At 69.5% G+C, this 17,786-nt stretch carries 16 protein-coding genes; 4 read left to right on the top strand and 12 right to left on the bottom strand.

Translation table 11 applies throughout. The features are described 5' to 3' along the window. Window positions 1-29: 29 nt before the first annotated feature. From HALOF300_RS03140 to HALOF300_RS03155, 4 genes are all read right to left on the bottom strand, one after another. On the bottom strand, window positions 30-737 hold the full coding sequence (locus tag HALOF300_RS03140) for a polysaccharide deacetylase family protein (protein WP_156739207.1): 708 nt from the start codon (window positions 735-737) through the stop codon (window positions 30-32). Window positions 738-845: 108 nt separating this feature from the next. Further along, window positions 846-2,474 carry an extracellular solute-binding protein gene (locus HALOF300_RS03145; RefSeq protein WP_156739209.1) on the bottom strand — a complete coding sequence of 543 codons (1,629 nt, stop codon included), beginning with the start codon at window positions 2,472-2,474 and terminating at the stop codon, window positions 846-848. Window positions 2,475-2,539: 65 nt separating this feature from the next. Beyond that, window positions 2,540-3,466, bottom strand: a complete 927-nt coding sequence (locus HALOF300_RS03150; RefSeq protein ID WP_156739211.1) for a carbohydrate ABC transporter permease — start codon at window positions 3,464-3,466, stop codon at window positions 2,540-2,542. Next, on the bottom strand, window positions 3,463-4,458 hold the full coding sequence (locus HALOF300_RS03155; protein WP_156739213.1) for an ABC transporter permease: 996 nt from the start codon (window positions 4,456-4,458) through the stop codon (window positions 3,463-3,465). The genes HALOF300_RS03150 and HALOF300_RS03155 overlap by 4 nt, the downstream gene beginning before the upstream one ends. Before the next feature lie 131 nt (window positions 4,459-4,589). Between HALOF300_RS03155 and HALOF300_RS03160 the strand changes: the two genes are divergently transcribed. Then, complete coding sequence (locus HALOF300_RS03160) at window positions 4,590-5,588, top strand: LacI family DNA-binding transcriptional regulator (protein WP_156739215.1); 999 nt, start codon at window positions 4,590-4,592, stop codon at window positions 5,586-5,588. A gap of 23 nt (window positions 5,589-5,611) precedes the next feature. On the opposite strand, the gene HALOF300_RS26880 is transcribed toward HALOF300_RS03160, so the two are convergent. After that, the gene (locus tag HALOF300_RS26880; RefSeq protein ID WP_197522262.1) at window positions 5,612-6,217 is read right to left on the bottom strand and encodes a HEAT repeat domain-containing protein; all 606 of its coding nucleotides are present in this window, start codon (window positions 6,215-6,217) and stop codon (window positions 5,612-5,614) included. A 107-nt stretch (window positions 6,218-6,324) separates the two neighbouring features. Here HALOF300_RS26880 and HALOF300_RS03170 point away from each other — a divergent pair, with 107 nt between their 5' ends. After that, window positions 6,325-7,098, top strand: a complete 774-nt coding sequence (locus HALOF300_RS03170; protein WP_197522263.1) for a sugar phosphate isomerase/epimerase family protein — start codon at window positions 6,325-6,327, stop codon at window positions 7,096-7,098. 98 nt (window positions 7,099-7,196) lie between these two features. On the opposite strand, the gene HALOF300_RS03175 is transcribed toward HALOF300_RS03170, so the two are convergent. The 6 genes from HALOF300_RS03175 to HALOF300_RS03200 form a co-directional block, all read right to left on the bottom strand. Beyond that, on the bottom strand, window positions 7,197-8,048 hold the full coding sequence (locus HALOF300_RS03175; protein WP_408636734.1) for a carbohydrate ABC transporter permease: 852 nt from the start codon (window positions 8,046-8,048) through the stop codon (window positions 7,197-7,199). 10 nt (window positions 8,049-8,058) lie between these two features. Further along, window positions 8,059-9,015 carry a carbohydrate ABC transporter permease gene (locus HALOF300_RS03180; protein ID WP_197522264.1) on the bottom strand — a complete coding sequence of 319 codons (957 nt, stop codon included), beginning with the start codon at window positions 9,013-9,015 and terminating at the stop codon, window positions 8,059-8,061. 3 nt (window positions 9,016-9,018) lie between these two features. Next, a complete protein-coding gene (locus HALOF300_RS03185; protein WP_156739221.1) occupies window positions 9,019-10,338 on the bottom strand; it encodes an ABC transporter substrate-binding protein in 1,320 nt (439 codons plus the stop codon). A gap of 120 nt (window positions 10,339-10,458) precedes the next feature. After that, window positions 10,459-11,385 carry a MaoC/PaaZ C-terminal domain-containing protein gene (locus tag HALOF300_RS03190; protein ID WP_231954984.1) on the bottom strand — a complete coding sequence of 309 codons (927 nt, stop codon included), beginning with the start codon at window positions 11,383-11,385 and terminating at the stop codon, window positions 10,459-10,461. Then, window positions 11,382-12,731, bottom strand: coding sequence for a 3-oxoacyl-ACP reductase (locus tag HALOF300_RS03195; RefSeq protein WP_156739223.1), 1,350 nt, complete (start codon window positions 12,729-12,731; stop codon window positions 11,382-11,384). Before HALOF300_RS03195 ends, HALOF300_RS03190 begins: the two co-directional genes overlap by 4 nt. Beyond that, window positions 12,728-14,044: an acetyl-CoA C-acetyltransferase gene (locus tag HALOF300_RS03200; protein ID WP_156739225.1), complete on the bottom strand. Its 1,317-nt coding sequence runs from the start codon at window positions 14,042-14,044 to the stop codon at window positions 12,728-12,730. Before HALOF300_RS03200 ends, HALOF300_RS03195 begins: the two co-directional genes overlap by 4 nt. A 162-nt stretch (window positions 14,045-14,206) precedes the next feature. On the opposite strand from HALOF300_RS03200, the gene HALOF300_RS03205 reads away from it, so the two are divergent. After that, window positions 14,207-14,908 carry a TetR/AcrR family transcriptional regulator gene (locus HALOF300_RS03205; protein ID WP_156739227.1) on the top strand — a complete coding sequence of 234 codons (702 nt, stop codon included), beginning with the start codon at window positions 14,207-14,209 and terminating at the stop codon, window positions 14,906-14,908. Beyond that, a complete protein-coding gene (locus HALOF300_RS03210) occupies window positions 14,905-16,992 on the top strand; it encodes an acyl-CoA dehydrogenase family protein (RefSeq protein WP_156739229.1) in 2,088 nt (695 codons plus the stop codon). Before HALOF300_RS03205 ends, HALOF300_RS03210 begins: the two co-directional genes overlap by 4 nt. Here the strand turns inward: HALOF300_RS03210 and HALOF300_RS03215 are convergent. Next, window positions 16,982-17,752: an MBL fold metallo-hydrolase gene (locus HALOF300_RS03215; RefSeq protein WP_156739231.1), complete on the bottom strand. Its 771-nt coding sequence runs from the start codon at window positions 17,750-17,752 to the stop codon at window positions 16,982-16,984. The two genes, HALOF300_RS03210 and HALOF300_RS03215, sit on opposite strands and share 11 nt — an antisense overlap. Window positions 17,753-17,786: the final 34 nt, after the last annotated feature.

A 17,786-nucleotide genomic window follows, 5' to 3' on the forward strand; every position in this document is an offset into this window, starting at 1 on the left:
GAGCGCCGCTCCGGTCCTTGCGCCAGATTTCAGTCGGGCAACACCCCGAACCCCTCGGCCGTGAGTCCTCGTTCCTGCGCCGCCGTCAGCACAGCTCGCAGCCGATCGGGGGTGATGAAGTTGCGCCCCTGCGCCAGTCCGTGATCCCACTCGGCGATGTCGTGCGCGAACAGGCACACGCCGGCTCCGGTGCGTGCCGCCTCGTCAAGGACGACGAGCAGCGCACCACGGTCGTCGGGGTTCGCGACACCGCTCCGGCCAACGTCGATGCCGCGGGCGGGCAGGACCCTGGTCGGAGCGTCGAGGTCGACGAGCACCTGCGTGGCGCTCCCGTCCAGATGCCTGGCTGACGTCGTCCGCACCCAGGAGAACCGTGCAGTCAGCACGTCGTCGGTCGCCCGGTCATGGCGACCGAAGGGGTAGGCGAAGTCGCGATGACCCAGACCACGGTCCGCGAGAGCTGCGATCGACGGTTCGATCTCGTGCTCGAGATAGGCCCCAAGGCCGTGCTGGGCGACGTACTGCGGGCCGTCGAGATGACGCAGGCCGTGGCTCGCGATCGTGTGACCATCGCGCTGAAGAGCCCGCAGCTTGTCGGTCTCGTCGTCGGTGAGCCGGTCGACGTGCGAGACGAAGAACGTGACCCGCGCCGCGGCGTCGTCGAACACGCCGCGGTGGACGAACCAGTGATCGACCGTGCAGTCGTCAAAGGTCATCAGCAGCTGGGGCTGCCTCATCGTCCTCCTCGGCTTCCTGGATTGACTCTCGACGCCTGGTTCGACGGGTCCTGGCCGCGTCGGCCGGCACGGACCCGGTCAGGTCCGCGCCGGCCGGCTACCGCCGGATCAGCCTTCGGCGCTGGCGGCGAACGCCTCGGCGAACTCGTCTCGCATGGCGTCGCCGCCGTCCTTCTTCCAGGTTGCCACCGCATCGGTCCACGCCGACACCGGCTTGCGACCCTGCAGGATGTCGACCTCAAGATCGGAGAGTGCACTGCCGATCTGTGGTCCCTTGCGTGACTCGGTCTCACTGAACAACGTGGACGAGGGGTTGGAGATCGCCGTCGGAACTGCCTCGGTCTGCACGTCGTAGAGCGACTGCGCGACGTCGGGCCGCCCGGGCATGTAGGTCACCCACGGCCCTTCGGCGAGGTACCTCAGGGCGAGCTGGGTCTCGCTCTTGCCCTTGTCATTGAGCACCGGGTCGCCGTCGACGAGCGTGTGATGCACACCCTCCAGGCCGTAGTTCTTGAACAGGTGCTCGGAGCTGCCGAACGGAGCCGCGAGGTAGTTCAGCACGTCCAGCAGTGCCTCGGCGCGGTCCGCCGACCTCAGGCTGATCCCGGTCAGGTTGTGCGTCGGAGCTGCCCGCCAGATCGGGGCCATGCCACCGCCCTCGGCGAGCGGCGGCAGGATGACATTGAGATCGACGGCCTGGTCGCCGGACAGGTTCGCGAACGCCGGCCACGCGCTGAAGGTGTCCTCGACGAACCGGGTGGTGCCCGCGATCGTCCAGGCCTGCCGCTGCTGGTTGTCCGCGGACGTCGTGTCCGGGTGCACCAGCCCGTCGGCGACGAGCCTGCGACCCGCCTCAAGGGCGTCGAGCTGCCGCTCGTCCTCGTTCGCGCTCACCCAGGTGTCGCCGTCCACAGACCACCCGTTGGGCAGGCCGAAGGACTGCCGGATGATCTGCAGCGGGACGTTCGCGAGCGCCCACGTGTTCGTGGAGCTCAGCTCGGCGAACATGCTGTACATGTCGTCCCACGACTGGGCGGCCGGGTCGATGCCCTGCTCCTCGAGCAGGTCGTAGCGTCCGTACAGCACGACGCTGCTCTGAGCGCCGCGTGCGATCGGGATGCCGTAGATGCGCCCGCCGTAGACGCTCGACTTCCAGCTCTCGGTGGGGATGCTGGCGAGGAACGGGTACTTCTCGATCGCGTCGCCGCTGAGCAGCTCCGTGAGGTCCGTGGCGCGCTCGTGCAGGAGCGACGGGAGACCTGGGATGCCCTTCGGCCAGAACGTGAAGAGGTCAGGGAGTCGGTCGCCTGCGACCGTGGTCTGGAACCGGTCGGTGTAGTCGCCGCTGGGGACCAGGGAGACCGAGAGTGTGAACCCGAGCCGTTCGTTCAGCTCCTGCCAGAACGCGTTCTGGTCCATGGCGGGCGGCACCGGGTTGTTGGTGAGGGCGAACGCGGAGACGTCCTGCCCGTCGCCGGGAGGGCCGTCGGTGATCGGCTGTGGGTCGGCCGGGTAGCTCAGCATGGTGTCGCTGACACCGTTCTCACCCGGCAGGTCTGCGGTGAACCCTGCGTACGGGATGTAGGTGGGCAGCGTGACCGTGCTGTTCTCGGCCTGCGAGCCGGCGTCACCGCGGCCCTCATTGCTGCAGCCGGCGAGGCCACCGAGCGCAGCGAGGCCGCCGAGGGCGAGTGTGCCCTGCAGCAGTTGCCGCCGTGCGATCCGGATCTCTGACATGTGGTTACTCCTTTTTGTCGTGGTCACGCCCGCAGCGGTGCGGACGGGTGCGGTGGTGGACGGGCTCAGCCCTTGACGGCGCCGGTGAGCATGCCCTTGGCGAAGTGCCGCTGCAGGAAGGGATAGACGATGAGGATGGGGATGATGGAGATGACGAGGATCGCCATCTGGATCGTCGTCTGCGGCGGCAGCGACATCTCGGCGCCGAGGTCCTGGGCTCCGAGTTGGGTGCCGTCGACCACGTAGGTGCGCAGTACCAGCTGCAGTGGCCACAGCGCGGAGTCGCTGAGGTAGAGCATCGCGTTGAAGAACGCGTTCCAGTAGCCGACGCCGTAGAACAGGCCGACGACGGCGAGCACCGGGCGTGCCAGCGGCAGCCCCATGTACCAGAACAGCTTCCACTCGCCCGCACCGTCGATGCGGGCGCTGTCCATGACCTCCTGGGGCAGCCCCACGAAGAAGGCGCGCACCACGATGACGTTGAACGCGGACACGGACGTCGGAACGATGATGGCCCAGAGGCTGTCGAGCATGCCGAGCTGCTGTACGACCAGGTAGCTGGGGATGATGCCCGGGTTGAAGAGCAGGCTGACCAGGACGAGCAGCAGCAGCTGCCGGTTGCCGATCGTCTGGCGGCGCGACAGGGCCCAGCCGAGCATCGCCGTCAGGGTCAGGCTCAGCACGGTTCCGACGGCGGTGACGCCGGCGCTGATCAGCAGGGCCCGGGTGACGACGCCGCCGGTCAGGATCGAGGCGTACGCGGTGAGGTCGATGCCCTCGGGCAGGAGCACGAAGCCGCCGGCCGTGTTGACCTGCTCGGCGGGCGCGAGGCTCGTCGAGATGATGCCGACGAACGGCAGGATCACCAGAGCGCAGATGATCGTCAGCACGATCGCCTTGACGACGTTCTCGACCCGGCCGGGGCGCGGGACGCCGTCGATCAGAGTTCCGGAGCCGGCCTTGCGCCGGCGCGGTGCCGTGGTGGTGCTCATGCGCGGTACACCCCTTCCTCGCCGAGGATGTGGGCGATCTTGTTGGCCACGAGGACCAGCACGAGGCCGACCAGCCCCTTGACGAGTCCGACGGCGGCGGAGACGCCCCAGGCGCCGCCGATCACACCGTTGTTGTAGACGTAGGTATCCAGGACTTCTGAGACGTCTCTGCCGACGGCCTGTTGCTGCAGGAGTAGTTGCTCGAAGCCGACCGACAGCGAGTCGCCGAGCTTGAGGATCAGCAGCAGCACGATGATCGGCTTCATCCCGGGCAACGTGACGTGCCAGATCTGGCGCCACCTGGTGGCGCCGTCCATCGCCGAAGCCTCGTACAGTGACCGGTCGATCTGCGAGAGGACCGCGAGGAACAGGATCGTGGCCCACCCGGTGTCCTTCCAGATCACCTGCGAGGTGATGAGCGCGTAGAAGGCGTCCGGGTTGCCGATGATGTCGACCGTGTCCCAGCCGTGGCTGCGCAGGAAGTTGTTGATCATGCCCGCGCCGCCGAGCATCTGCTGGAACACGGCCACGACGATGACCCAGGACAGGAAGTGCGGCAGGTAGAGCACGGACTGCACGGCCTGCTTGACCTTGTTGGAGACCAGGCTGTTGAGCAGCAGCGCCAGGATGATCGGGGCCGGGAACACGAAGACCGTCTGCAGCAACGTGATGTAGAGCGTGTTGCGCAGGGCGTTCAGGAACTCCGGATCACCCGAGAACAGGATCGAGAAGTTCTCGAACCCGACCCACAGGCTCCGTCCGATGCCGAGATACGGCTGGTAGTCCTGGAACGCGATGACGTTCCCGCCCAGCGCCACGTACTGGAACACGATCACGACGGCGATGCCGGGCAGGGCCAGGAGCAGCACCGGATGGTCGCGGCGCAGTCGCGCCCAGAAGCCCTGGCTCTCGCGACGCTCGGGTTTGTTGGTTCCGCGTGGTTCCGGGGTAGGTGCAGGGGCCGACGTGCGCGTCTCGCGCGTCGCCGTCATGAGACACACCGCGGTGTGGCGCGGGTGCGTGAGCGTGGTGAATGTGCCAACTCTGGCGCTCCTTCGGGCCTAAGTGATCGTTCACTCGGACTTTAAGTGATCGATCACTCTGCGTCAACTACAGTGGCCGCATGAGCCAGTCGCGACGACGCCCGACGATCCGAGAGGTCGCCAAGCTCGCCGGCGTGTCCCACCAGACGGTGTCGCGCTTCCTGCGCGACGACCCCACTCTTCGCCCGCAGACCCGCAAGGTCGTCGAGGACGCGGTCGCGGAGCTCGGATACCGGCCTAATCTCGCTGCCCGCTCCATGCGCACCAGACGCTCCGGCCTGGTGGCGATCGTGCTACCCACGATGACGGGGCCGGAGCGGACCGTCGCAGCCGCCGTCGAGGAGGCCCGCGCCAGCGGTTTTCGCGTCGAGGTCATCATCGGCGTCGACGAGAGTGCAGCGGCGCTGAGCGCACGTGCACGCGACCTGCTGGACAGCGGTCAGGTCGAGGGGGTGCTCTCGGTGGCGCCGATCATCGCCTCGACCAACCGCAGCGGTGCCGTGATCGACACCGGCGAGTACGACCAGCGGATGCGTGCGGTCGAGGCCGTCGCCGGTGACGTCGACACGATGGCGTCGCTCGTTCACGCTCTGGCCGATCTGGGTCACCGTCACTTCCTGCACGCCGCCGGGCCGCAGGACTGGAACTCCGCCCAGCTGCGTTTGCAGGGATACCTGACCGCGATCGACGAGCTGGCGCTGACCTCGCACGGCGAGCCCGATGGCGACTGGCACCCCGAGACGGGGATCGCGGCGATCGCGACCCTCGGCGTCGACTCGCCGGTCACCGCCGTCGTGGCCGCGAGCGATCGCATCGCGGCCGGCGTGCTGTCCGCAGCCGCGAATCGTGGCTGGGACGTGCCGGGCAGGCTCAGCGTGACGGGCTGGGACGACATGCTGCTGATGCGCTACGCGACCCCGCCGCTATCCACCGTCGTCGTCGATCGGGAGAGCGCTGGGCGTCATGCCATGCGGCGGCTGATCGCCGCGATCCGTGGCGAGGCCGAACCGAAGCCTCCGGAAAGCACGCTCACCCGGATAGCCCTGCGTGGCACCACCGGACCGCCGCCGCGACCCTGAGGCGCCATCGCCCGCCAGGCGCGTCAGTACTCGTCCGACGGAAGGTCCACCCGGTCCGCGATCGCGGTCCGTGCTCGAGTGGCCGCCGCGCGTACCGCGCGGTCCGGGTCGGAGCCGGTCACATCGGCGAGCCGACCCATGTGCTCGTGCTCGCCCACGGCCCCCAGAGAAGTGGCGGCGGCCGCGCGGACCCGGGGGACGCCGTCGTCCAGGAGCACGGCGAGCCGGTCGGCGCCCGCGCCGACCTCGCGCAGACCGACCACCTTCGCGGCCATCTCCCGGACCCGCCAGTGCGGATCCGTGAGGGCACCCAGCAGAGCCGTGGCTGCGTCGTCGGCGGCCGGTGTGCCCTCCGCCCAGCAGTACCGCATCGCGCGGGCCGCCCACACCCGCGACCAGTGCTCGAACATCGCGCCGCGGAGACCGGTGAGGTTGCCCGGCAGCGCCGCTCCCGGGGTCCCGCCGATCCACGCGAGCGGATGCGAGCTGGTCAACGGGTCGGCGCCGGCGAGCAGGTCGGTGCACCAGGCGAGCACCTCGGACGTGCCGAGCTCACGCTCGGCCTGGGCAACCCAGACGCTGGGATGCGCGCTCGGGTCGTCGGGGCCGTCGTCGCTCGCCTGACTCATCCCCCCAGCCTGACATGGGTCGCATCCCGGGCAAGCCCGCGCGTCGGTGCCGCGCCCACCCGCCGGATCAGCAAGGATCGGGGCATGGCAATCCTGAGGAGCGTGCAGTGACCGAATTCGGAGTGATCGTGGGGACCGACGGCGTCGATGCCGCGTGGTCGGCGGGCGCGGACTACGTGGAGCCGACGATCGTGGGCAATCTCGTGGTCCCGAGCCAGGACGGGGGATGGATGCGCTCCCCGCACTACGACGGGGCTCCGAGCCCGTCGTTCGCGATCCTGTTTCCCGGAGAACTGCAACTGGCGGATCCGAGCTTCCCGACCGAGCGCATCGACGCATATCTGGAGTCGGCGATGGCGATCGTTGGCTCGGCGGCCCAGCCCGGAGCCAAGATCGTGTTCGGCAGCGGTCGGGCTCGGACGCTGCCCGACGGCGTGGACGAGGCGCAGGGGCGTGCGCTCCTCGCGCGGGTGCTCACCCGGGCCCGGGACGTGGCCGCCCGGCACGACCTGCGGGTTCTCCTCGAGCCGCTGCACCGCGGCGAGACCAACATGATCAACTCGATCACCGAGGCCGTGGCGTTCCTGGACGAGTTCTCGATCGCCGATGTCCAGGTGGTGGCGGACCTGTTCCACATCATGACCGAGGCGGAGCCCCTGGACGTGGTCCGTGACGAGGGTGCGCGGATCGGGCACGCCCACATCGCCGACTCGGGCCGAATCCCGCCTGGGCAGGGGGACTGGCCACTGGCGGCGTTCCTCACGGCACTGCGTGAGGGCGGCTACACCGGGCCGGTGAGCGTGGAGTGCCATTTCGCCGACTTCGAGCCCGAACTCACCGCCGCCCTCGCCCACCTGCGGGCGCTCGACGCGGCCGCCTGAGCCTGCCTCGGGCGAGGGCGGTCCGCCGCGCCGGCAGACCGTCGAGACCGCACCGGTCGCCGCTGGTCCCGGTGAGCGGTGCGGTCTCGGGCGGCCCGCTACTTCCCGCCCGTGGTGGCGATTCCTTGGATCAGGTACTTCTGCCCGAACAGGAACACCAGGAACAGCGGCACCAGCGAGACGATCGACATCGCGAACATAGCGCCCCAGTTGCTCCCTGACGTCGCGTCCAGGAAGGAGCGCAGGGCCAGCGGGACCGTGTACATGTCCGGGGCGGTCAGGTAGATCAGCGACGTGAAGAAGTCGCTCCACGTCCAGATGAACGTGAAGATCGCCGCCGTTGCCAGCGCCGGCACCATCAGCGGGATGATGATCCGGAAGAAGATGCGGAAGTGGCCGCAGCCGTCGATGCGGGCCGCCTCGTCCAGCTCGCGCGGGATGCCCCGGATGAACTGGACCATCAGGAACACGAAGAAGGCGTCGGTCGCGAGGAACTTCGGCAACACCAGTGGCAGGAACGTGTTCACCATGCCGAACGTGTTGAACACGATGTACTGAGGCACGATCACGACGTGGAAGGGCAGCATGATCGTCATCAGCATGATCGCGAACCAGAGCGTTCTCAGCCGGAACTTCAACCGGGCGAACGCGTAGGCCGCGAGCGAGCAGGACAGCAGGTTCCCGATGACCGCTCCCGCGACCACGATGCCCGAGTTGACGATGTACCAGTCGAACGGGCGGGCCAGCGCCGTCCAGCCCTCGATGTAGTTGTCGAGGTAGAGCTCGTTGAGCCACAGCCCCGGGGTCCGGAAGATGACCTCGGTGGGTCGCAGCGAACTGACGAGCATCCAGACCAGCGGATAGATCATCACCAGGCTGGCGGCGATCAGCAGCGCGTGCTTGCCCACCGAGCGTAGACGGCTGGCCGCATCGGGCCGTGGCCCGGCCATGAAATCGACGTCAGTCATCGTAGAACACCCAATACTTGGCGGCGAAGAAGTTGATCGCGGTGAAGGCGGCGATGATGACGAGGAGCAGCCACGCCATGGCGGAGGCGTAGCCCATCTGGAAGTTCGTGAAACCGCGCTCGTAGAGGTAGAGCGTGTAGAACAACGTCGAGTCCGACGGGCCGCCGGACCCGCCGGAGACGATGTACGCCTGGGTGAAGGACTGGAACGCGCCGATGACCTGAAGCACCAGGTTGAAGAAGATGATCGGAGAGAGCAGCGGCAGGGTGACCTTCAGGAAGATGTTGCGCCTGTTGGCGCCGTCCAGCGCGGCGGCCTCGTAGTACATGGTCGGGATCTGCCTCAGCCCGGCGAGGAAGATCACCATCGGGGACCCGAACGTCCACACGTGCAGCAGGATCAGCGTCCACAGCGCGTAGTCGGGATGCGAGACGTACCCGGTCGTGGCGTCCACGCCGAACGCGCGAAGGACCTGGTTGATGAGACCGTCGGTCCCGAAGATCTGCCGCCACAGCAGCGCGATCGCGACCGATCCGCCGAGCATGGAGGGCAGGTAGAACACCGACCGGTAGAACGGCAGCCCCCGCATCCCCTTGTTCAGCAGGAGCGCGATCCCGAGGGCCACGATGAGCTGCACTGGCACGCCGACGAGCACGTAGGTGAAGGTCACCCGCAATGACGTGTGCAACCGCTCGTCCCCGAGCATCCGCACGAGATTGTCGAAGCCGGTGAAGTTCGGGGACTGGATCAGGTTGTAGTCGGTGAAAGACAGGTACAGCGATGCGAGCATCGGGCCGATCGTGAACGCGAACAGGCCAACCAGCCAGGGCGCCAGGAAGGCATAGCCGGCCCGGTTGTCCCGGGCCGCCTCCTTGTCGCGGGCCGCGCGCTGCTCCGGTGTCTGGTGCCCGCCCGTCTTGAGTTTTGAGAGTTCCCCGATCGCGCTCACGGGTTAGGACCCGGAGATCGCGGCGGTGAGCTCGTCGTAGAAGCCGCTGGCGGCTTCGGCCGCCGTGGCGTTCCCGAACAACATTTCGGTGGCGTAGCGGAGCAGGAGTGCGCCGAACTGGCCGCCGCCCGGCGGGGGTGCGATCGGGGTGTCGCCGAGCTCGCCCTCGATGTCAGAGATGAACGCCGCGACCCGCTGCTGCGGGTCCGAGAGCAGGTCCGCGATGTGGGCCTGAACCTCCTCGTTGGCCGGGATGCCCCGCTCGGCGAGATTGGCCTCGCCGGCCGCGGTGCTGTTGATCAGCCAGTTGATGAATGCGACCGCGGCCTCAGGGTTCTCGGTACGGGCCGAGGCGGACCAGAGCATCGAGGCCTTGTACCAGGCCTTGCGGGTCGTGGCGTCCCCGTCGAGGCTCGGGAAGCGCAGGATCGTGAGCTCGCTTCCACTCGCGGTCTCCGCCGCCTCCAGCTGGTTGGACCAGTACATGGCCATGGCGGTCTTCCCGGTCAGGAACATGCTCTGGTCGAACGCGACCGAGGACTCCTCCGTGATCTGGGAGGCGGACGGCATGGCGCCCGCGTCGGCGAACCTCTGTTGGAACTCCAGCCAGGCCGTGACGTCATCCACCTCGAATCCCAGTTGGGCGCCCTCGAGGAAGAGTTCCTTGCCCTGCTGGCGCAGCCAGGCGCTGATCATCGCATCGTTGGAGATGATGGCCGACGTGCCGATCACCGCACCGGCCGAGGCGTCAGTGATCGACGTCGCCAGCGCGAGCCAGTCGTCCCAGGTCCACGTCATGTCATCCGGAAGTGCGATGCCGTACTGGTCCAGCAGCGCCGTGTTCACCATCACGAGCGGGGTGTTGATGCCGGCATTGACCCCGTAGTTGGTGCCGTCGATCACGCCGGAGTCCGCCGTGCCCTCGAGGAAGCCGCTGGTGTCGAGGCCGTACTCGTCGAGGTCGAGCAGCGCGCCACGGGCGCCGTACTCGCTGATGTACGCCATGTCCATCTGGATGACGTCCGGCGCGGTGTTGCCGGCTGTCTGGGTGGCGAGCCGGTCCCAATAGCTGGCCCACTCGCCCGGCTGAGCCTCGATCGAGACGTCGGGGTTCTCATCCAGATAGGCCGCGATGGCGTTCGTGGTGTTCTCGTTACGGACCGGGTTGCCCCACCAGGTGAACGTCAGGGAGGTGGCGCCGTCAGACTCTCCGCCTCCGCCACCATCGTCATTGCCCGTGTCCCCGCGGCTGCAACTGGCCAGCCCGAGACCTGCGGCCCCGGCGCCGGCCATGGCCAGGAACTGTCGTCGTGAAGATCGCATGTCAGTCTCTCTCTCGTCTTCGTCGTTGAATCCGTTCACTCCGAGGCCGTCAGAGTACAACGATCGGGGTGTGAATGAGAGATCGGGAGACCGGTATCTGGACACCGTCTGCCGGGCGGGTCAGGGCAGCGGTCGCACCGACCCCGCGAAGTGCACCGCCTGGCTGCGCGGGTCCCAGCCGAGGTAGCTCGTCGCCCCTTCCGCCGGCGTCAGGTTGATGGCCACCTGGCCGGGCAGGAGCACGGGCTTGAGGAACTCCACGTCCCACACGAACGCGTCCGGACGGGCCGGCCCCACAGTGGCCAGCGCGCGTGAGGCCGTGTACATCCCGTGCGCGATGGCGCGCTTGAAACCGAACAACTTCGCGCTCAGCCCGGACAGGTGGATCGGGTTCCTGTCGCCGGACACGTCCGCGTACCGGCGCCCGGTGGACGCGCCTAGCCTCCAACTCGCGGTGACGGCAGGCAGTGGCGCGTCGGCGTCCCGGCCGTCCGCGCGGGCGGGCCGGGCGCCGTCGGCGGACTCGACGAGCGCGAGCCCCTTGAGCGGCTTGCCCTTGGCCAGGTAGCTGGACACCCCGCGCCAGAGCACGTCCAGGCCGTCGGCCTGGCCGACCTCGGTGACCAGGTCCACCTGCGTCCCCGAGCGGTGCGCGCGCAGGTTCTGCGCCCATGCCCGGACGGTCAGCACATCGTCGGCGTGAACGGGGTGGCGCTGCTGGACCTGGTTGGCCACGTGCACCATGCCCATCAGCGGCAGCGGGAAGTCCTCCCTGGCCATCACGGCCACCGCGACCGGGAATCCGAGCACGTGCACGTACCCGGCGGGCAGGGTGTCCGTGCCGGCTTCGCCGAGCAGGTGCTGGTAGGCGGCGAGCTGGGCCCGGTCGACCCGGACGTCGTCGACCCGGTAGGAGATCTCGGGCAGCCGGGCCACGATCGGGCCGGGCCGGCGCACCATCAGGCGGGCGGACCGGGCCACGGCCTGCCCGTACAGCGAGGTGAGCGAGGGAACCTCGGGCAGGATCTGCTCGCGGCGGGTACTCACTGGCCCACCAGGTTCTGCCCGCACACCCGCAGCACCTCACCGTTGATGCCACCGGCCTGCGGCGACGCCAGGAACGCGATCGTCTCGGCGACGTCTACCGGTTGCCCACCCTGCTGCAGCGAGTTCAGCCGGCGAGCCACCTGGCGGGTCAGCGCGGGAATCCGCGCCGTCATCTCGGTCTCGATGAAGCCCGGCGCGACGGCGTTCGCAGTCCCGGCCCCGTCGGCGAGCCGCGGCGCGAGGGCTCGCGTCATCCCGATCACGGCGGCCTTGGAGAACCCGTAGTTCGTCTGACCGCGGTTGCCGGCGATCCCGGACGTGGACGCGAGCGAGACGAGTCGCAGCCCGTCCGGGCTCAGTCCGTCGGCGGCCAGGAACGCCCCGTTCATGCGCAGCTGCGCCTCGACGTTCACGGCGACGACCGAGTCCCAGTGGTCCGGCTTCATGTTCGCGAGGAGTTTGTCCCGCGTGATCCCGGCGTTGTGCACCACGATGTCGATCCTGCCGTACCGGGACGTGGCTCGCTCGATGATGCGCGCGGCGGCGTCGCCCGAGGTGATGTCGAGCTGCAGCGCGATGCCGCCGACCTGGTTCATCACCGTGGCCAGAGACTCCCCGGCCGCCGGCACGTCCACGCCGAGCACCTGCGCGCCGTCACGGTGCAGCACCCGCGCGATCTCAGCGCCGATGCCGCGCGCGGCGCCCGTCACGACGGCGACCCGCCCCTGGAGCGGGCGCGTCCAGTCCGCCGGTGCGACGCCGTCGGCCGTGTTCACGTGGACGAACTGGCCGTCCACGAACGCCGAGCGGGCGGACAACAGGAACCGCAGCGCCCCGACGGCGGAGGGCGCGTCGGGGCTGATCTGATCGCCCAGCACGATGCCGTTGCCGGTGGCACCGGCACGCAGCTCCTTCGCGATCGAGCGGAGCAGGCCGTCCACGCCGGTGCGCACCGCCGCGACGGCCGGCTCGTCGCCCGGGTCCGCCGCCCGGGAGACGGTGACCACCCGGCCGCCGGGGGCGAGCGAGCGCAGTACCGATCCGAGCGCGAGGACCCGCTGCGAGGCCTGCTCGGGCCGGGTCAAGTCGGTCAGGACCACCACGACGGCCCCGATCCGGCCGTCGGGAACGTTGCGGTGCACGTCCAGGTCCCAGCCGAGCAGCGTCCGGGCGATCGCGTCCGCGTCCGGGCCCTCGCCGATGACCATGGCCCGGCCCGGGATGAGCGGGGTGTCGACTGCGGCCGGGTCTGTGCGGCGCAGGTGTGCCGGTCGTGGCAGTCCGAGCTTCTTCGCGAGCGTCTTTGTGACGCCCGAGTTCACGAGTTCGAGGTAGGCGTCGCTCATGCTGCTTCCAGGATCATCGCGACGGCCTGGCCACCGGCGGCGCAGACGGAGATGAGCCCGCGCACGGGCCCGCCGTCCGGCCGGGACTGCTTCGCCCGGGACAGCAGGCTGGCCAGGGTGCCGACGATCCGCGCGCCGGTGGCGCCGAACGGGTGCCCCGCGGCCAGCGAGGAGCCGGCCACGTTGAGTGCGGCCGGGTTGAGCTTGCCGAGCGGGGGGAGGCCGACCTTGGAGACCATGAACTTCTCGTCCGCCCACGCGGCCGTGGTGGTGAGCACGGTGGAGGCGAACGCCTCGTGGATCTCGATGAAGTCGAAGTCGGCGAGGACCAGCTTGTTGCGGTGCAACAGGCGCGGCACGGCGTACGCGCCGCCCATGAGCAGGCCCTCCTCGCCGCGGACGAAGTCGACCGCGGCGGCCTCGGCGTCGACCATGTGCGCGAGCACCGGCAGCCCGCGCTCGGCGGCCCACTCGTCGGTGCCGAGCAGAACGGTCGCGGCGCCGTCGGACAGCGGTGTCGAGTTGCCCGCCGTCATCGTGGCGACACCTTCACCGAGGCCCCTACCGAACACGGGCTTGAGCTTCGCGAGCTTCTCCGCGGACGTGTCCGAGCGCAGCGACTCGTCCCGGACGAGACCGCGGTAGGGGGTGATCAGGTCGTCGAAGAGGCCGTCGTCGTAGGCCTGCGCAAGGTTCTTGTGGGACGCCAGGGCGATCTCGTCCTGGGCCTCGCGGGTGATCTTCCACTTCAGGGTGGTGAGCGCCTGGTGCTCGCCCATCGACAGCCCGGTGCGCGGCTCGGCGACGTCCGGGGCCACGGGAGCCAGGTCTCCGGGGCGGATGCTCGCGACCAGCTTCAGCCGGTCCGGGAGAGTCTTGGCGCGGGAGAGCTTGATGAGGGTGCGGCGGAGCCGGTCGCTGACCACGATCGGGGCGTCGGAGGTGGAGTCGACGCCGGCCGCGATCCCGGAGTCGATCTGGCCCAGCGCGATCTTGTTCGCGATCGCGGTGACGGTCTCGAGGCTCGTGCCGCAGGCACGCTGGACGTCGAACGCTGGGGTCTGCGGGGACAGTGCGGACCCCAGGACGGCCTCGCGGGTCATGTTGAAGTCACGGGAATGCTTGAGAACAGCGCCGCCGGCCACGTCGCCCATTCGCTCGCCCTGGAGCTGGAACCTGGCCACCAGTCCGGAGAGGGCGGCACCGAGCATGTCCAGGTTGGTGGCGTTGGCGTACGCGCCGCCGGCCTTACCGAAGGGGATGCGGTTGGACCCGATCACCGCGGCGCGGCGGGGGCTGGAATTGCTGGGCATGGAACTCCTCGTTCTGATCGTTGCGACTCGGAACTGATGGTCGTGGTCGTGCTCTGATCGTGGCCTGATCAGGCGCCGGATCGCATCCGGAGCCCGGCGTGTCAGGGGCGGCTCCCGCCTCGACACGTGTCTACTACCAACAGTACCTGATACTCTCAGTACGTGAGTAGGGCCACAGTCACCACGACCCCTCCGGAGCCACAGGGCTCCGATGCGGACGGCCGCTCGCGCCGATGGGACGCCCACCGTGCCGAGCGCCGGGCCGAGCTGTGCCACGCAGCGCGGCGGGCCGTGCACCACGGCGGCGCCGAACTGTCGATGGATGAGATGGCCGCCCAGATGGGCACCTCGAAGTCGATCGTGTACCGGTACTTCACGGACAAGGCCGGCCTGCGGTCCGCCGTCGGGGCCATGGTCCTGGCGGAGATGTCCGGTGCCTTCGAGGAGGCCGCGCACGGTGCCGGTACCCCCCAGGACCGGCTCCGCGCAATGGTCGGGATCTACGTGGGCACCCTGGCCCAGTCGACGAACGTCTACCGGTTCGTGACCCGATCCGGTGACGGCGCCCCCGGCCCGGATGCGGACGTCTCCGACTTCCTGACCACCCTCACCGACTACGTCGCGGCGCCGCTGCGCGAGGTACTGACCGGATCCACGTCCGACCCGCGCCTGGCCGACGCCTGGGCGGCCGGCGTGGTCGGGTTCGTCCGAGGCTCGGCCGAGTCCTGGCTCGCCCTGGACCCCGTGGACCGCCTGGACCCCGACCGCCTCGTGGTCCTCATCAGCAACTGGCTCTGGGCCGGGGCGAGCGCCCCGCTGCCCGGCATCACCCGGATCTCGACAGTTCCAACGGAGGAAGCATGAGCAGCACCGCCAAGCCCACCACCCCCGCGCGTCTGCACTTCGACACCGCGGTCGTCGCCGATCTGGTGGACGGCCGCTGGGCCCAGATCCGCCGCGAGATGCGCGAGTGGATGCTGGACGAGCGGTTCCGCAAGATCGAGGGGCAGCCCTACCGCGTGCACCGCGCGCGAGTCCTCGAGCAGGCCAAGCTCCTGGTGGAGAACGGCTTGGTGCAGCGGGCGTTCCCGGAGCGACTGGGTGGCTCGGACGACCCGGGCGGCAACATCGCCGGCTTCGAGGAGCTCGTGGTCGGGGACCCGTCCCTGCAGATCAAGGGCGGTGTGCAGTGGGGCCTGTTCGCGGCGGCGATCCTGCACCTGGGCACCGACCGCCACCACGACACGTTCCTGCCCGGTGCCATGGACCTGACCGTGCCCGGCTGCTTCGCGATGACCGAGATCGGACACGGCTCCGACGTGGCCGAACTCGCGACGACCGCGACGTACGACGCGCAGACCGAGGAGTTCGTCATCAACACCCCGTTCCGTGGCGCGTGGAAGGACTACATCGGCAACGCCGGTGAGCACGGCACGGCCGCGGTGGTGTTCGCTCAGTTGATCACCGGTGGCGTGAACCATGGTGTGCACGCCTTCTACACCCCGATCCGGGCCACGAAGGCGGATGGCACCGCCGGTGACTTCCTGCCCGGCGTGCAGGGCGAGGACGACGGCCTCAAGGGCGGCCTGAACGGCGTGGACAACGGCCGGCTCGCGTTCGAGAACGTGCGGATCCCGCGGACCAACCTGCTGAACAGGTACGGGGACGTCACGCCTGAGGGCGAGTACTCCTCTCCGATCGACAGCCCCGGGCGGCGGTTCTTCACGATGCTCGGCACGCTCGTCCAGGGCCGGGTCTCGCTCGGGGGGTCCTCGGTGGCGGTGTCCAAGATGGCGCTGGCGACGGCGATCCGGTACGGCAACGAGCGCCGTCAGTTCACCGGTGCCGACGCAGGCGTCGAGACCGTGATCATGGACTACCAGCAGCACCAGCGCAGGCTGCTGCCGCTGCTGGCCCGGACCTACGCGGCCCAGTTCACGCACAACCAGCTGCTGCAGCGCTTCCACGAGGTGTTCTCCGGCGAGTTCGACACCGACTCCGACCGCCAGGACCTCGAGACGCTCGCCGCCGCGTCGAAGCCGCTGAGCACCTGGCTCGCGATGGAGACCATCCAGACCGCCCGCGAGGCCTGCGGCGGCGCCGGCTACATGGCCGAGAACAAGCTGGTCGGCCTGCACCAGGACATGGACGTGTACACCACGTTCGAGGGCGACAACACGGTGCTGCTGCAGCTCGTCGGCAAGCGGCTGCTCACCGACTACGGCCGGTCCATGGCGAAGATGGATGTCGCGGGCGCGGTGCGGTACGTGGCCGACCGGGCCGTGGACATGACCCTGCACCGGACGCCGCTGCGCCGCGCCGCGCAGTCCATCCAGGACTGGGGCTCCAAGGCCCGTTCCGCCGGTGAGCTCCGTGATCCGGAGGCCCAGCGCGAACTTCTCGAGGACCGCGTCGAGACCATGATCGCGGGCATCGCGACGTCGCTGCGGGGTGCCAAGGGTGCCTCGCCGGAGGTCGGCGCCGAGCTGTTCAACGACAACCAGCACGAGCTCATCGAGGCGGCCCGCGCCCACGGCGAGCTGCTGCAGTGGGAGGCGTTCACCGAGGCGCTCGCCCGGATCGAGGATCCGGACACCCGTCAGGTGCTGACCTGGCTGCGGGACCTGTTCGGGCTGGTGACCATCGAGAAGAACCTCTCCTGGTACCTCATCCACGGGCGGATCTCGACCCAGCGGGCGGCCACCGTGACCTCCTACATCAACCGGCTGCTGCCGCGCCTGCGGGTGCACGCCGGCGATCTGGTGGATGCGTTCGGCTACACCGACAAGCACATCGGCGCCACCATCGGCACCGGCGTGGAGGCCGAGCGGCAGGCGCAGGCACGCGAGTACAAGCGCCAGCAGCGGGCGAGCGGAAACGAGCCGGTCACGGAGAAGGCGCTCCGGGCAAGGGAGAAGGCGGAGCGCAAGACGAAGGTCAACGCCTGACCGAGGCCTCGTGCCGGTTTGCCTCGTGCTCCTCGCGGAGCCAGGCGGGACCGGCCAGGCGCGGGTCCTCGTCTGCACCGTCGCGCGACAGTTCGGCCAGGTAGGCGCGGTCCGCGCGCAGCCGGGCCGTGGGGGAGTCGGGGGTGCCGACCCGGGCCGGGTGCCCGTGCCCCGGGATGAGCACCGCCGCCCTTTCGACGTACGGCGCGAGCCGCTCGAGCCCGCGCGCGTAGGCCTCGAGCCCGGTCTCGCCGGCGAGCGGGATCTCGACGTCGGAGAGCATGTCCCCGGCGACGAGGACGGCCACCCCGGGTAGCCAGAGCGCCCCGTGCCCGGGCGCGTGCGCGTCGTGCGCGACGACCTCGGCGACGCCTCCTGCCCAGGGCAACGCCCCGCCGTCGTACCCCGTGACCTGGCCCGCGAGCGGCCGCAGGTCCGCCGCCAGCGCGGCGTGTACCTCGTCGATATGCCCGACGGCGGCGCTCGCCGCCGCGGTCGTGGCAAGTCGCGGACCGGTTCCGAAACGCTCGTGCCAGAGCAGGTGGTCGTGGTGGGCGTGCGTGGACCAGCCGAGCACCACCCGCAGCGACCGGGCGGCGAGCAGGTCCGCGATCGCGTCGAGTTCGTCGGCGTGCCAGGCTGGGTCGACGAGGACGGCGTCGTGCCCGTCGTGCAGCACCGTGGTCGTCGTGTGCATGGTGCGGGAAGTGAGCACGATGATTCCGGCGGCCGGTTCCAGCGGGTCGGCGGCGTGCTCCATCAGATCAGTGTGACGCAGGCCCCGCCGCCGGTCC

It is taken from the genome of Occultella aeris, from assembly GCF_902703175.1.
GTDB classification, from domain to species: Bacteria; Actinomycetota; Actinomycetes; order Actinomycetales; family Beutenbergiaceae; genus Occultella; species Occultella aeris.

Coding starts and splice junctions, on each gene's coding strand:
- HALOF300_RS03195 (WP_156739223.1), bottom strand. CDS start 12,731: ATGAGCGACGCCTACCTCGAACTCGTGAACTCGGGCGTCACAAAGACG.
- HALOF300_RS03210 (WP_156739229.1), top strand. CDS start 14,905: ATGAGCAGCACCGCCAAGCCCACCACCCCCGCGCGTCTGCACTTCGAC.
- HALOF300_RS03140 (WP_156739207.1), bottom strand. CDS start 737: ATGAGGCAGCCCCAGCTGCTGATGACCTTTGACGACTGCACGGTCGAT.
- HALOF300_RS03150 (WP_156739211.1), bottom strand. CDS start 3,466: ATGAGCACCACCACGGCACCGCGCCGGCGCAAGGCCGGCTCCGGAACT.
- HALOF300_RS03175 (WP_408636734.1), bottom strand. CDS start 8,048: ATGGCCGGGCCACGGCCCGATGCGGCCAGCCGTCTACGCTCGGTGGGC.
- HALOF300_RS03185 (WP_156739221.1), bottom strand. CDS start 10,338: ATGCGATCTTCACGACGACAGTTCCTGGCCATGGCCGGCGCCGGGGCC.
- HALOF300_RS03200 (WP_156739225.1), bottom strand. CDS start 14,044: ATGCCCAGCAATTCCAGCCCCCGCCGCGCCGCGGTGATCGGGTCCAAC.
- HALOF300_RS26880 (WP_197522262.1), bottom strand. CDS start 6,217: ATGAGTCAGGCGAGCGACGACGGCCCCGACGACCCGAGCGCGCATCCC.
- HALOF300_RS03160 (WP_156739215.1), top strand. CDS start 4,590: ATGAGCCAGTCGCGACGACGCCCGACGATCCGAGAGGTCGCCAAGCTC.
- HALOF300_RS03145 (WP_156739209.1), bottom strand. CDS start 2,474: ATGTCAGAGATCCGGATCGCACGGCGGCAACTGCTGCAGGGCACACTC.
- HALOF300_RS03155 (WP_156739213.1), bottom strand. CDS start 4,458: ATGACGGCGACGCGCGAGACGCGCACGTCGGCCCCTGCACCTACCCCG.
- HALOF300_RS03215 (WP_156739231.1), bottom strand. CDS start 17,752: ATGGAGCACGCCGCCGACCCGCTGGAACCGGCCGCCGGAATCATCGTG.